This is a genomic window from Nocardia sp. NPDC059228, assembly GCF_042754245.1.
Classification (GTDB): domain Bacteria; phylum Actinomycetota; class Actinomycetes; order Mycobacteriales; family Mycobacteriaceae; genus Nocardia.
In genome coordinates, this window is sequence record NZ_JBHZAL010000069.1 from 1 (window position 1) to 14,292 (window position 14,292).

The window sequence follows — 14,292 nt, forward strand, 5'->3', positions numbered from 1 at the left end:
TGCGGTCCGGCAGCTATTTCCCGGAGTGGCTGCTCGAACGCCGCAAGCGCGCCGAACGGGCCCTGACCTCGGTGGTCGCCACCTGCTATCTGCTCGGCGTCTCGACGCGGCGGATGGAGAAACTCGTCGAATCGCTCGGCATCACAAGCCTTTCCAAGTCCCAGGTGTCGATGATGGCCCGCGATCTCGACGCTCAGGTCGAGGCGTTCCGCACCCGCCCGCTCGACCAAGGGCCTTACACGTTCGTCGCCGCTGACGCCCTCGTGCTGAAGGTCCGTGAGAACGGGCGTGTTGTGAACGTCCACTGCTTGATCGCCACCGGTGTCAACGCCGATGGCTACCGCGAAATCCTCGGTCTGCAAGTGGTTTCCGGTGAAGACGGGGCCGGTTGGCTGGCGTTCTTCCGTGACCTGGTCGCTCGCGGCCTGTCCGGCGTCGCCCTGGTCACCTCCGACGCCCATGCCGGGCTCGTCGCGGCGATCGGGGCGACGCTGCCGGGCGCGAGCTGGCAACGCTGCCGCACCCACTGGAGCTGTAAGGAATCAACATGGCGATTCGGTGGTGTGGATGTTGGATTGTGTTATGGCGATGATGATTTCGGTCGAGCTGCGATAGCGCGTGTGCGCGGGCTCGATGGTGAGGCCGTCTTGCTCGAGCAGTGGCAGGACGTCGAGTACGGCGTTGCGGATGGTGCCCGGGCTGACGCCGAACAGCTCCGCCAGCACGGAGCGGGTGCAGAATCGGCGCTGAAGCAGCACTGTGGCCAGGACCCGTTCGGCGTCGGTGATCTTCTGGTAGAACACCCCGCCTCGCGCGCCCGGCATGCGCTCTCCGCCGCGTCTGGCGTGGCGGCGGCGTTCGACCAGGGCGGCTTGGCGGATGGCCAGGCGGGCAATGAGCTCGTCGAGGGCTTGGCGGCTCATTCCGGTCAGGACCGGGTCGGACAGAGTTTCCGGAATCGGCTGTGGTGGCGCGGCCGTGGGCGCGGGATCGTTGCAAAGGAATGCCTGCAGGTCCGCGACGGTGGTGAACCGCAGCCCCGTGGTCGGAGTGAGGCGGTGGCCGTGCTCGTCGAGCAGCATGCGGGTCTCGGCGATGATCTCGCCGATCGAGTTCGGGTTCACCGCAAGTAGTTCCGACAACACTCGCTGGGTGCAGACCTGCCGTTGGTAGACGATCGTGATCAGCACCGACGCCGCGAGCGACAGCAGCCGCCGGCCACCGGCTCCGCGAGCGACAGCAGCCGCCGGCCACCGGCTCCGCGAGTTCGGCGGCGTGGGCCGCCGCGCTGCTGCCAGCAGCGTTGCTCGAAACGCGCGGCCTGGGTCGCTGCCAGTCGCCGGGCCAGCTCATCGAGTTCGGCGCGGGTCATGCCGGTCAGTCGAGGGTCGGCGAGCAGCTCCACCGCCCGGGCGCGTTCGGATTCCCGGTCACGTCCTGGGTCCGGGGCTGCGGCGTCGGCGGGTTCGATGGTGTAGTTCCAGGCACCGCGCTGGGCGTGTGGGTGGATGGGCAACGCGTCCACCTCGGCTCGGGTGACCGCGATCCCGATCGGGTATTCGCGGGTGTCCAACTGCGCGTCCACACGCAGTCCGGTGCGGGTGCGGGTCGAGGCGATCGTGTTCACCACGACCTCATGGCTGGTCAGCGGCCGACCACGCCAGTTCATGCTGATCTGAGAGAACAGCCGATGCTCGATCTTGTTCCATTTCGACGTGCCGGGCGGGAAATGACACACGGTGATCACCAATCCGGTTTCGACGGCCAGCGCCGCCAGTTCGGCTTTCCATAGTCGATACCGGTAGCTGTTGGAGCCGCCCGCGTCGGCGGTGATCAGCAATCTGCGGGCCTGCGAGTAGTCGGCGCTGCCGCGGGCCTGCCACCAGCGGCGGATGGAGGCCACCGCGAACGCGGCGGTGTCGTGGTCGACACCGACGTTGACCCAGCCGGCGTCGGTGGTGAGGTCGTAGACACCGTAGGGGATCGCCTGCCCGGCATCGGGTGCGGAGAAGAAACTATGGTCGACCACCCGGACAGGATCACCTTGGGGACGCCACTCCCGGCCGGAGTTGGGCAGCTGGCCCAGCTGCTCCTTCTTCTTCGAGTCCACGCTGATCACCGGATCACCGGTCCCTTGATGGGCTTTGACCTGCTCGTTGATGTATCGGAACTGGACATCACGGTCGGGGTGTTGCTCACCCTCGAGCGTCTTGGCGTTAGCTTGGAGACTGAACCCGTTGTCCCGCAGTAATCTTCGTACCGTCGGCGCCGAAACCGAGTGGCCCTGCCGTGTCAGTTCCTCAGCCAAGTGCCGCAGCGATTTCGTGGTCCACCTCAACGGCGACTCCGGATCTCCTCGCTCGTCCGGTTCCACCAACACCATCAAGGCCGGAACTAGTTGGGGGTCAAGCTCTTCGGCGCTCTTACGGCCACCGCCACCCTGACGAATCCGGCCGCCCGGCCACGGATCGTCTCCGGCTTCGAGCTCGTAAACCCCCTTCCTCACAGTCGTTTCGCTCACTCCCGCAGCCAGGGCGACGGCCCTCACCCCGCCATGTCCCAACAACCGCGCCTCCGTCGCCAGCGCAAGCCGCCGCTGCCGCTCGTTCAGATGTGGTAGCAACACCGCGAATCGCTCGGCCAAACCGACGCCACCGACCCCGCTCACCCTTGCCATAGCACACCGAAATACCTTGCACCGCAAACCAACACGTTATTACGTTACAGCTCCACTACACCGTGAACCTGATGTCGGTCTGCCCGAAATCGTCCTGGCCGTGGGTGCGGACCCTGCTGCATTCGGTATTCGATCAAGCAGACACTGAATCAGTTGCCGCACAATATGATCGGATGCTCGACGCCCTCGCCGAGAAACTGCCGAAGGTCGCCGACCACCTCGACGCCGCCCGCGCGGACCTGCTCGCCTTCACCGCGTTCCCCAAACAGATCTGGCGACAGATCTGGAGCAACAATCCGCAGGAACGACTGAACAAGGAGATCCGCCGCCGCACCGACGTCGTCGGGATCTTCCCCGACCGCGGCGCGATCATCCGCCTGGTCGGCGCCGTCCTGGCCGAGCAACACGACGCTCAATGGTGTTGTCAAGGTGGCGAGAGGAATCGGACGACGGTGCCCTTGATCAGGCCGCGGCAACCACCGGTGAAGGCAAGGTGGATGAGTAGCAGCGGTTGTCACGCAGCATTGCCCACAAGACGTTGACCCGGCGCCGAGCCAACGCGAGAACCGCCTGGGTATGGCTCTTGCCTTCGGATCTCTTGCGGTCATAGAAAACACGCGACTGGTTGTTGGTGCGGATACTCACAAGAGCGGACTGGTAGAACACGCGTTGCAGTCCGCGGTGATAGTGGCGCGGCCGATGCAGGTTGCCCGAAACTCGTCCGGAGTCACGAGGTTTTGGAGCCACACCTGCGAGCCCGGCCAACCGGTCGGCAGAAGCAAAGGCAGCCATGTCTCCACCGGTGGCCACGAGGAACTCGGCGCCCAGCAGGTCCCCGATGCCGGGCATGCTCAACAGGATCTTGGCCGTTCGATGACGGCGAAATCGGTCCTCGATGAGCTTGCCGATATGTTTGAGCTGCTCGTCGAGGGCGATCACCCCCTTGGCCATATCCGCTACTAGTTCGGCGGCCAACTGTTGCCCGGGCAGGGTGACGTGCTGGGCGGCGGCCGCCGTCACGGCCCGCTCGGCGAGAGCTGCGGCGCTGCGCACTTTCTGGGAGCGCAGCCACTGACGGATTTCCTCGACACCGGCTCTGCGAATAGCTTCCGGAGTTTGGTATCGGCTGAGCAGAATCAAGGGGCCGTGATTGGTGAGGTCCAGCGCGCGTTCCAGGGCCGGGCTGACGGTGAGCAACTGCTGGTGCAGACGGTTCACCAAGCGAACTCGATCGCCGGCAAGATCGCGGCGTCTGGTGACGAGCGTCCGCAGCTCCGCCATCAGTTCGTCGTCGAACCGCACAGGGGTCAAGTCCCGTCGCATGCGGGCCTGATCGGCGATGATCGCAGCGTCTTTCGCGTCGGTCTTCCCCGCGCCGCGATATCCGTCCGAGGCGCGATTGACCTGGCTACCAGTGATATAGAAGACCTGCTGTTCGCGGCCGGACAAGAGAGCCAGCAGCAGCGCCGACTCTCCAGAAACGATGTCGAGGGCCCAATCCACCTGATCGGCAAGGTCACTGACCGCGGCGACGAGCTGCCTCAGCGCAGACTCGTCGTTGAGAACCCGGCGCGACAACAGCCGGTTGCCGGCGCCATCGATAACGACAGCGTGATGATGCTCCTTACCGATATCCACGCCCGCCCAGACATGATCCAACGTAATCTCCCTCGCTCGCTGAATAGCCTTGCTGCACAAACGACCTCGCCGTCGAGTCCCTACGCAGCGATCGATTCGCAATTCTCAATCAGCGGCCGAGTCGTCGTGGATGCCGGGCGGCCAATCGTGTTGAGCCACACACACTGCAGACGAATGGAAGCCATACCCAACATCCTGTGGGAGCTCCAGACCATACGTCCCGACTGGGGCACCCGCAATAGAAGGTAGGGACGAATGGATCGAAGGCCGCCGCTACCTCGGCCTGGACGTTCTGGCCCGCTCCCGCGGGCTCACCTCCGCCGACGAACAGGAGGACACCGCACCCGCAGAGCTCACCGCCTGACCGAATACCGGATCATGCGGTGACCACCCGAGTTACACCACGCCCCGGGACTTGACCACGACGGCCTGCGGCTGCCGCTGGCCTGGGCAGCTGAGGCACCCTCCCCGATGCCGGATGACGACCGCGCCCGCTGACCTTCCGGGCAGTCCGGGCCCCGCCGGCGACCCACACCTGCGCCAGACGCGCCATCGGTCAATGCTCCGGCCGGCATATCGATGAATAGTGCACCGCAGACCGGCAGGCCCGGTCCCCGTGGATTCCGGCCTCATCTTGCGGTAGTGCGCTACGGGACCTGCGGAAATGCTCGAACCGCCGCAGTATCTGCGGCGTTGGCGTGGCCGCCGGATGATCCCGGGCATCTGCATCACTATCCAGGGGTTCCACAGTCATGAGTTTCCGTGGGGCCCAACGCCTTTGCATTGTTCCGGACGATCGGCCGAGTGAGCACTCCGCACAGGACCAGATCGAGTAGGCGGTCGACGGACGCGTCGTCGGCCGACCGGTCGCCGGTCCATGCTATGGCCGTCGCCATGCGGACCAGGTCGTCGACAGCGACCCCCGTTCGCGCGTGCCCGGCCCGCTGGGCCTTCGACAACAGGCCCTCCGCAGCAACCATGGCCGCTTCACAGTGCGGCGCCAGCGGATTCCCTGGGGTTTCGAGCGCGCGCACGATCTCCTCCGACAGCCCGCGGACCTGACGAATGTGTGACACGAGCGCGATCAGCCATTGCCGCAGTCCGTCCTCGAGATCGGTTTCGGCACACAGGGATTCCGCCAGCGCAGTCACCTCGCCCAGGCTCTCGCCGACCACTGCGGCAATGAGGTCCTCCCGCTTCGGGAAATGCCGGTACAGCGTGGCCGCGCCGACCCCGGCACTGCGCGCGATCTCGTTGAACGACACCGCAACACCCTCGGTAGCGAAGGTGGCGCGCGCGGCCTCGAGCACGCGTGCCCGGCTGCGTCGGGCATCGGCCCGTACACCGCCCGACGGGGGCGAGTCAGCACCGCTCACGAACTACTCCTTGCTCAAACGGAATGCCATTCCATATATTCGGAACGGTATTCCAAATCGTAGATCACCGAGGTTGACCGTGACTCTTCCACCGAACATGCCGCGCACCGGACTCTGGGTGAACGGCCTCGATCTACAACCACCCACGATGGTCGCCGAACTGGCCGCCGAACTCGAGGCGACGGGGCTGGGCGCGATCTGGCTCAGCGAGGGGCTCGCGCACGATCCGTTCGTCACCGCCGCCGGGTTGCTCGCCGCGACCCGGTCGCTGGTGGTGGGTACCGGGATCGCGGTGATCTACGGTAGGCATCCCCATTGGATGCGCGCCTCGGCGCGGGCGGTGCTCGACGCGCACCCCGGCCGGTTCCTCTTCGGTCTCGGGACGTCGAATCCCCTTGTGGTGGAGGGAGTCCTCGGGCTGGAGTACCGCAAACCACTGGCCGCACTGGGCGAATACCTCGACGAGCTCGACCAGCCCGACGCCCTGCGGGGTCGGCTCGGGCTACCCGACCCCGGCCCGCTGCCGCGCGTGCTGGCCGCACTCGGCCCGCGCGCCCTGCGGTTGGCCGCGGACCGCGCCGACGGTGCGATCACCTATCTCGTTCCGCCCGAACACACTTCGCAGGCTCGCGCTATTCTCGGTCCGGAGCGCGCACTCGTGGTCGAGCAGGCTGTCGTGGTCGGCAGCGACGACGACAGCGCCCGCGCCCGCGCCCGGGCGCATGTCGGTGCGTACCTGTCCAATCCCGGATACCGTGACAGCTGGCGCCGGCTCGGATTCACCGACGCCGATCTCGCCGGAACCGGCAGCGATCGGCTGCTCGACGCCCTGGTCGCCGTCGGCCAGGACGAAGTGGACCGGCGGGTCGCGGCCCACCTCGCCGCCGGAGCCGACCACGTCTGCCTGCAGGCTCTGCCCGCCGAGCCGTTCACCATCCCCGTGGAGCAGTGGAAGCTGCTGGCCTCCATGGAGATCGGCCACTGATTGCCAGCCCGTTCACGAATCCCCCTGCGCCGATAACGATCCGGTCCTCGCGACCGTCGGCTTCCGCCTGAGCTGGTTCGATGGCCGCGATGCGGCGTTGCCCCGGGTTGGCCCGGGTTGACGAGAGATGCGGCGGCACGCAGGATCGATCGTGAGATGGACGATTCATGCTGGTAGGGCTATTGGGTCCGGTGGTGGTGGAGGCCGCGGACGGGACGAGGGTGTCGGTCGGGGGGCCGCGGGTGCGGGCGCTGCTGGGGTTGCTGGCGCTCGAGGCCGGGCGAGTGGTGCCGGTAGCGCGACTGGTGGATGGGGTGTGGGGGGAGAACCCGCCGGCGGGGACCGGGAATGCGTTGCAGACCTTGGCGAGTCGGTTGCGCGCAGCGGCGCCGGGGGCGGTGCGGAGTGACGGGGGCGGGTATGTGCTCGAACTGGCGCCCGAGGACGTCGATGTGCATCGGTTCACGCGTGAGGTCGCGGCGGGGCGGGCATTGCTCGAGGCGGGGGAGGCCGAACGCGCCATCGCGTGCTTCGATACCGCGCTCGCGTTGTGGCGCGGGGAGCCGTTGATCGATATGGGGGAATCGGAGGTATTGCGCTCCGCGGCACTGCGATTGACCGAGCAGCGGCTCGAAGCGGTCGAGCTGCGAGCGGACGCCCTTCGAGCCCTGGGCCGAGGCGGCGAGGTATTGCGTGAACTCCGCACGGAGGTAGCGGCACATCCGTTCCGGGAGACACTGGCCGCACGACTCGTGCGGGCGCTGGCGGCAGCGGGACGAACATCCGAGGCGATACAACAGTTTCAACAAACCGAGGCCCTGTTACTGGACGAGCTCGGCACGACACCCGCCGAAGTGCTGCGCAAGGCCCTGGCAGACATTCACACGAATGCACCCCCTGATCCCGCAGTCGACGGACCTGCCATCGAGACGACGCCCGAATCGGGTCGAACGGGAGTTACGGCAGCATCCCGGACCACATCGAAGGTGTCCGCTCCGCTGCTGCCCAGGCGGCACACCAGCTTCGTCGGACGCGGACGCGACGTGGAAGGAGTGCGGCTGGCGTTGCGCGAGGCCCGGCTGGTGACGTTGTCGGGGACCGGGGGCGTGGGAAAGACCCGGTTGGCCGCCGAGACGGTCGGGGCGCACGCCATGGACTGGGCGGACGGTTACGCTTTCGTCGAACTGGCCGCACTCGAGCGGGAACGGACCGACCGACCGGCCGTGAACGCGGTCGGAGTGGCGATAGCGAACGCGCTCGCTCAGTTCGAGCGACCCGACGAACTGTCGACGGAGTGGGCCGAAGTACTGGAGCGGACGCTGTCCGGTCGCCGAATGCTGTTGGTACTGGACAACTGCGAGCATGTCGTGGAGGCGACCGCGCGCCTGATCGACGATCTGTTGCAGCGGCTGCCCCTGCTGCGGGTGCTCACCACGAGCCGGGAGCCGATCGGTGTGGACGGCGAGCGACTGTATCCGGTCCGGACCTTGGACCTGCCCGAAGGCGACGCGGGCATCGTGGCGGTCACCGCCTCGCCCGCGGTCCGGCTGTTCATCGACCGCGCCACCGCGGCACTTCCGGATTTCGTACTGTCCGAGGGTAATTCCGCGGATATCCGCGCCATCGTGCGCAGCCTGGACGGCATGCCGCTGGCCATCGAACTGGCCGCCGCCCGCCTGCGGAGCCTGCCGCTGCCGGACCTCGCCGAGCGGCTCACCGATCGCTTCCGGCTGCTCACCAACAGTACTCGCCACGCGGTCCCGCGCCATCGCACCCTGCACGCGGCCGTCGCCTGGAGCTGGGGACTGCTCACCGACGCGGAAGCCGCAGCAGCCCGGCGTTTTTCGATTTTCGCGGGCGGCGCGACCTTGGGCGCCATCATCCGGGTGTGCGGTCCGGACGCCATCGACACGGTCACGTCACTGGTGACGAAGTCGTTGGTGGACTTCGACGGCCGGCGCTATCGAATGGCCGAGACCATCCGAGCCTATGCGACAGCGGAATTGACCGCCGCCGGCGACGCCGACGAGGTCGCCCGCACCCACGCCGACTGCTTCCTGGAATTCACCGACACCGCCGCCCACGGATTGCGCACTGCCGCACAACCCGATTGGCTCGCCCGCCTGATCACCGAACACGGCAATTGCGAAACCGCACTGCGCTGGGCGCTGGACGTCGGTGACGGTGAGCGTGCGGTTCGCCTGTACGCGAATCTCGTCTGGTATTGGCTGCTGCGCGGGTTGCACAGCGACATCTCCGAACGCCGCCGCGAGGTCCTCGCACTGCTCGGAGACACACCGCCGCCGGGGTGCACCGGAGCCTATCTGGCCTGCCGGTACGCCGAGGAGTTGCCGGCGTACTTCACCAATATCTGGTGGGGCCAAATCCGGGAGAACACGGGCCAATTCGAGCGGCTGACCCGCGCGGCCCTCACCGAGGATCGGCCCCCGCACCCGATGTTCGTGCTCATTCTGGCGCTGCGTGACCTGCTCGGCGACGACGACGGCCTGTTGACCGCGTGCACCGCCTCCGACGATCCATGGCTACGCGGAAATGCGCTGATAGCAAAAGGTTTCGATGAACTCGGCGGCGACCATCCGGCCCGCGCCCTGCCCACCCTGGAAGCGGCGCTGACCTGTCTGAGCGCGCACGGTGACCCCCGGTCACACAGCCGCGCCCTGATCTCCCTGGCCAGCTACCGAACTCGCATGCTCGGCCTGGACAGCGCCCGCCCGCTGATCGCGAGCGCGCTGGAACTGCTCAGCCCCGACCTGGGCGCCGGTGAGCGTATGGGCGTGCTGCTCTTCGCGGCGGAGATGCACCTGGTCGGCGGCGATACCGACAGCGCGGCTATCCATCTGGACCAGGCCGAGGCCCTGATCACCCCGCATATCATCCCCGCGCCCGGGCGCTTCCTGGCGGCGACGCAGGCGCACCTGGCGCACCTGCACGGCGACAACGACGGCGCGATGGAACTGTTCCGGCGGATGTCCGGGCATCCGCTCCCCGCCGCCCCGCCACCCGCCGGACGCCACGACACCGTTCGCTTCGTGAACCTGGTCTTCGTGAGCACCGCGCACGCCGCGACCCTGGTCACGGCGGGGCAGCCGGACGACGCGCTGCGCGAGCTGGCCGTGCCCCGCGAGCTGGCCGCCCAGACCTCGGCGGCGCTGCTGGCCGAGGTCGGAATCGGTTACGCCCTGGTTGCTCTGGCGAAGGGCGATGCGGGGCGCGCGGCCCGCATTCTCGGCGCCACCGACCGGATCAACCGGAGGGCCGGGGTGATCCGCATCGGCCCGTTCCGGCGGCGGGCGCTCGACCAGGCCGAAACGGCGCTGGGGCCGGTGCGCCTGAGCGCGGAATTCCTCGCGGGCGCTCGGCTTCCGGACGGGGCGGTGCTCGAACTCCTCCGTACCACTCGCTGACAACGACTGTCAGCGAACGGTACGGGCAGCACTGGATCCTCGGGACGCGTATCCCACCGATCCAGGAGTGTTCATGTCTGTTCCCCCGAACACGGAATCAGTTGTTTTCGTGCGTGATTCCCGTCGCCTCGGCGCACGTCTCGGCACTGTCGGCGCAGTGCTGGGAGCCGGGTTCATCATGTCCGTCGGCGGCGGTTATCTGCTCGCCCCGAAGCGCATGGCCCCGGGGTTCGGCCTCACCGAGTGGCCGCGCGGTGGGGCCGACGGCTTCCTGAACGTCAAAGGCGTCCGCGATGTGGTCACCGGCCTGATCCCGCTCGCTCTGCTCGCGGCCGGGCAGCGCCGCGCCGTCGGCGTCGCCCTGCTCACCACCGCCCTCATCCCGACCGGCGACATGCTCACCATCCTGGTGCGCCGCGGCTCGACCGCCACCGCCCTGAACGTTCACGGCCTCACCGCCGCCCTGGTGGCCGCCACCGGCGCGCTGCTGCTACGCCGTGAAAACCGGTGAGCGCCAGATGAAGACGCTGGTCAATACCGCTCACATCTATATGATCATCGGCCTGATCTCCGGGCTCTACTACCGCGAGATCACCAAGGCCGAACATTTCACCGGGCAGTCGCAGCTCGGTGTCGTGCACACCCACGTGCTGGCGCTGGGCATGCTGTTCTTCCTCATCGTGCTGGCCTTGGAGAAGCAGTTCACCCTCAGTGCCCAGAAAAGCCTGTACGCCTGGTTCTTCTGGCTGTACAACATCGGCCTGGTCACCACCATCGCGGTCATGACCGTGCACGGCACCCTCGCCGTGCTGGGCAGCAGCAGCAATGAGGCGATCGCGCTCTGCGCGGGTCTGGGTCACATCCTGCTGACCGCCGGGCTGGTCCTCTTCTTCATCACCCTCGGCAAATCCATCGATGACAGCCGAACGCCACGCACCGCAGCGGTATTCGCCGAACAGGAGGCATCGTGATCACCGGCCGGGACAGCGCGCTGTGGACGCGGGATGCGGTCTCGCTCGCGGCGCTGATCGCCGAGGGCGCGGTCAGCGCGGCCCAGGTCGTCGAGGCGCATCTCGAGCGCATCGAACAGGTCGATTCCGAAATCGGCGCGCTCACCACGGTATTCGCTGAGACCGCGCGCGCGGAGGCGGCCGCGGCCGACCGTAGGGCGCCGACCGGGCCGCTGCACGGGGTTCCGGTCACCATCAAGAACAACCTCGATGTTGCGGGCAGCCCGACCACCTGGGGTGTGGCGGCTCTCGGACAGGCCGTCGCGACAGCGGATGCACCCGCGGTGTCCGCATTGCGGCGAGCCGGGGCGATCGTCATCGGGCGAACGAACATGCCGGACTTCGCCACTCGCTGGCACACCGACAACGACGAGGCGGGACCGACGGTGAATCCGTGGAACCCGACTCGCAGCCCGGGCGGTTCCAGTGGCGGTGACGCCGCGGCGGTAGCGGCGGGCATGACACCCCTCGGCCTGGGCACCGACTTCGGCGGTTCGCTGCGCGTACCCGCCGCGTTCTGCGGAGTCGCCTCCCTGCGCACCACGCCCGGCCGGGTGGCGGTGGCGTCGAGCCTGTCCGGTGCCGCACCCGCACCGACGAACCAATTGTTCGCGGCACCAGGGCCGTTGGCGCGCACCGTGCGCGATCTGACGACCGCCTTCGAGGTCCTCAGCGACAGCGCTGACCCGCGCGATCCCGGATGGATTCCGGTGCGTGACGCGACCGATGCCGCGCTGCCCGCGGTTGCCGTCACGCTCGGTGACGATATCGATCCGCAGGTGCGGGCCGCACTGCTCGGCTGCGCCGACGCCCTCGAACGCGCGGGATATCCGGTGGCCGAACTTGATCCGCCGCACTTGGGCGAGGTGGCGGCGGACTACGGCCGCTTGGTCTCCACCGAGGTGGTGGTCCAGCGCCGCGAAGCCATGCGGCGAGTCGGCAGCACCGGACTGAACACCTTCGTGGACGCGGCGATCGACCTGTTCCCGCCGCTGGATCTGGCGGGCTACATGACCGCGCTGGGTGAGCGCCTCACCCGCCGCGCGGCCTGGTCCCGCTTCCTCGCGGAGCATCCGATCGTGCTCGGCCCGGTCTCGGACGAACTGCCCTGGCCGGTCGGCTACGACCTCGGCGGCACCGCACAGGTCGCGACCATGTATGCGGCGCACCGCCTCACGATCGCCGCCAACTACCTGGCGCTGCCCGCGGTGACGGTCCCCGCGGGCGTCTCGGCCGAGGGTCTTCCCATCGGGGTCCAGTTGATCACCGCCCCATTCGCCGAGCGGCGCGCGCTGACCGCCGCCGCCCATATCGAAGCGGCCTTTCCGATGCCCACACCCATCTCGCCGGCAACCAACCCAGCCATCCGGGGCCTGACTCCGTCCGGTGGCTCGGGCACGACGCTGTGAACATTTTTGTTGCGAAAGGAATTCAAATGTCCCACAACACATTGCGATCCGCTGTGCGCGGACGGGTACTGCTGCCGGGTGACGACGAGTTCGATACGGCACGGACGCCGTGGAATCTGAATGTCGACCAGCCGGTCGCGGCCGTGGTGCACGTCGAGGACGCGGAGGATATGACCGCCGTGGTCGGCTACGCACGTGACGCCGGCCTGTCGGTGACCGCTCAGCCCAACGGCCACGGCGCATCCGGTGATACCGCGGGCACCATCCTGGTGCGCACGCGTCGGCTCGATCGGGTCGAGGTGGATCCGGAGCGGCGACGCGCCCGCGTCGGCGCGGGAGCCAGTTGGGGCGAGGTGCAGGCGGCGGCCGCCCCGCACGGCTTGACCGGGTTGGCCGGCAGCTCCCCGGTGGTCAGCGTTGTCGGCTATACCCTCGGTGGCGGATTGTCGTGGTTCGGCCGCAAACACGGTTGGGCGGCCGACAGCGTTCAGGCCTTCGACATCGTCGATGCCGATGGTCGTCCAGCCCGGGTCACCGCGGAGTCCGACCCGGAGCTGTTCTGGGCATTGCGTGGCGGCGGTGGGGATTTCGCGCTGGTGACGGCCATGGAGTTCGATCTGTTCGCGGCTCCGGCCTTGTTCGGTGGCCTGATCGCCTGGCCGGCCGAGCGGACCGAGGCGATCCGTGCGGCCTTCCGGGACATCACCGATCACGCACCGGCCGAGCTCACGGTCTGGCTCAATCGGCTGGAGCTGCCGGAGGCTCCGCCGGTCATCGCGATCGCCGCCGCCTACCTGGGCGAACCGACGCGTGGACGAGACCTGCTGCGACAGCTGGACACGATCGACGGCGTTCTCGCGGACACGCGCCGGGAATTGTCCCCGGCCGAGTTGGGCGCCATCGTGAACGAGCCCACCGCCCCGGGCCCCGGACTGGTGCGAGCCGAGCTGCTGACCGCACTGGACGAGACCGCCGCCGAGATTCTGCTGCACGAGCCGATCGATCCGATGCTGGGCATCCAGGTCCGGCAGCTGGGAGGTGCGCTCGCCGAGCCCACCCGAGGCGCGGTTCCGCCGTTCACGGAGCCCTACGCATTGTCTCTGCAGGCCATCGGCTCGGACCCCGACACGGTTGCCGCGGTCCACGCCACTCAGAAGCGCATCATCACCGATCTGGGCGCGCGGGTCAGCGGCCGCAAACCGTATACCGTCCTGTCCGCCGGCGACAGTGTCGCAGACGTTTTCGACCCCGGCACCGTGGACCGGCTGCGAAAGCTCAAGCAGGCCCGCGACCCACACGGCGTATTCCGCGCCAACTTCCCGATTCCCCACTGAACCTTCGGTTTCGAGCCCCTCGGGCACCTCCGCGAAGCACTGCCCCGCCGATCGTGATCGGCGGGGCAGTGCGGTGCCCGCGATCAGCTGTCCCAGCCCCGAGGGGGTGGCGGCACACCCCGGTGCTGTCGGCGGCGAACTCTAATTTCTGGTGACGTCGCGGTTCCCCACCCGGTTCATGGCGGATTTCGTCACCTTCATCGACCGCATCCACGGCATGGTCCCCAGCCCGGCTGACCGATCCGAGTTGTGCCTGGCAGCATCGGGAGACAGGACTGGCGTGTGATGCCAGCCGAGAGTTGTTGGGGGACTTCGGGACTGATTGTCGGCGAGCCAATCGAGCCGGGCTAGGGCCTGTCTCGAAGTTGATAGGGCGGGCGTGTGGCCCGCCCTCACTACTGCCCGAGCCATTGGTTGATGACAGCGACATGGATCGTG

The 14,292-nt window shown here is 67.8% G+C and carries 8 protein-coding genes and 4 pseudogenes; 9 read left to right on the forward strand and 3 right to left on the reverse strand.

Features of this window, described 5'->3' with window-relative positions:
- Window positions 1-533 (forward strand): annotated as a pseudogene (locus ACFXKA_RS41725) (transposase); the annotation flags it as partial.
- A 9-nt stretch (window positions 534-542) separates the two neighbouring features.
- Here the strand turns inward: ACFXKA_RS41725 and ACFXKA_RS41730 are convergent.
- A pseudogene (locus tag ACFXKA_RS41730) lies at window positions 543-2,677 on the reverse strand (ISAzo13 family transposase).
- Between the two features lie 53 nt (window positions 2,678-2,730).
- On the opposite strand from ACFXKA_RS41730, the pseudogene ACFXKA_RS41735 reads away from it, so the two are divergent.
- Window positions 2,731-3,096, forward strand: a pseudogene (locus ACFXKA_RS41735) (transposase); the annotation flags it as partial.
- A gap of 43 nt (window positions 3,097-3,139) precedes the next feature.
- Here the strand turns inward: ACFXKA_RS41735 and ACFXKA_RS41740 are convergent.
- Entirely contained in the window at window positions 3,140-4,342 is a 1,203-nt protein-coding gene (locus ACFXKA_RS41740) for an IS110 family transposase (protein WP_379431729.1), read from the reverse strand.
- 199 nt (window positions 4,343-4,541) lie between these two features.
- Between ACFXKA_RS41740 and ACFXKA_RS41745 the strand changes: the two are divergent.
- Window positions 4,542-4,679 (forward strand): annotated as a pseudogene (locus ACFXKA_RS41745) (IS256 family transposase); the annotation flags it as partial.
- Window positions 4,680-5,046: 367 nt separating this feature from the next.
- On the opposite strand, the gene ACFXKA_RS41750 reads toward ACFXKA_RS41745, so the two are convergent.
- Complete coding sequence (locus ACFXKA_RS41750) at window positions 5,047-5,691, reverse strand: TetR/AcrR family transcriptional regulator (RefSeq protein ID WP_379431722.1); 645 nt, start codon at window positions 5,689-5,691, stop codon at window positions 5,047-5,049.
- Between the two features lie 79 nt (window positions 5,692-5,770).
- On the opposite strand from ACFXKA_RS41750, the gene ACFXKA_RS41755 reads away from it, so the two are divergent.
- The 6 genes from ACFXKA_RS41755 to ACFXKA_RS41780 all read left to right on the forward strand — a co-directional run bounded on the left by ACFXKA_RS41755 (window position 5,771) and on the right by ACFXKA_RS41780 (window position 13,854).
- The gene (locus ACFXKA_RS41755; RefSeq protein WP_379431723.1) at window positions 5,771-6,676 is read left to right on the forward strand and encodes a TIGR03620 family F420-dependent LLM class oxidoreductase; all 906 of its coding nucleotides are present in this window, start codon (window positions 5,771-5,773) and stop codon (window positions 6,674-6,676) included.
- Between the two features lie 167 nt (window positions 6,677-6,843).
- The gene (locus ACFXKA_RS41760) at window positions 6,844-10,101 is read left to right on the forward strand and encodes a BTAD domain-containing putative transcriptional regulator (RefSeq protein ID WP_379431724.1); all 3,258 of its coding nucleotides are present in this window, start codon (window positions 6,844-6,846) and stop codon (window positions 10,099-10,101) included.
- Window positions 10,102-10,174: 73 nt separating this feature from the next.
- Window positions 10,175-10,612 (forward strand): DUF4267 domain-containing protein, encoded by a 438-nt coding sequence (locus ACFXKA_RS41765; protein ID WP_379431725.1) that lies wholly within the window; start codon window positions 10,175-10,177, stop codon window positions 10,610-10,612.
- Window positions 10,613-10,619: 7 nt separating this feature from the next.
- The gene (locus ACFXKA_RS41770; RefSeq protein ID WP_379431726.1) at window positions 10,620-11,072 is read left to right on the forward strand and encodes a DUF2871 domain-containing protein; all 453 of its coding nucleotides are present in this window, start codon (window positions 10,620-10,622) and stop codon (window positions 11,070-11,072) included.
- Window positions 11,069-12,520, forward strand: a complete 1,452-nt coding sequence (locus ACFXKA_RS41775) for an amidase family protein (RefSeq protein WP_379431727.1) — start codon at window positions 11,069-11,071, stop codon at window positions 12,518-12,520. The genes ACFXKA_RS41770 and ACFXKA_RS41775 overlap by 4 nt, the downstream gene beginning before the upstream one ends.
- 26 nt (window positions 12,521-12,546) lie before the next feature.
- Window positions 12,547-13,854 carry an FAD-binding oxidoreductase gene (locus tag ACFXKA_RS41780; RefSeq protein ID WP_379431728.1) on the forward strand — a complete coding sequence of 436 codons (1,308 nt, stop codon included), beginning with the start codon at window positions 12,547-12,549 and terminating at the stop codon, window positions 13,852-13,854.
- The last annotated feature ends 438 nt before the right edge of the window (window positions 13,855-14,292 follow it).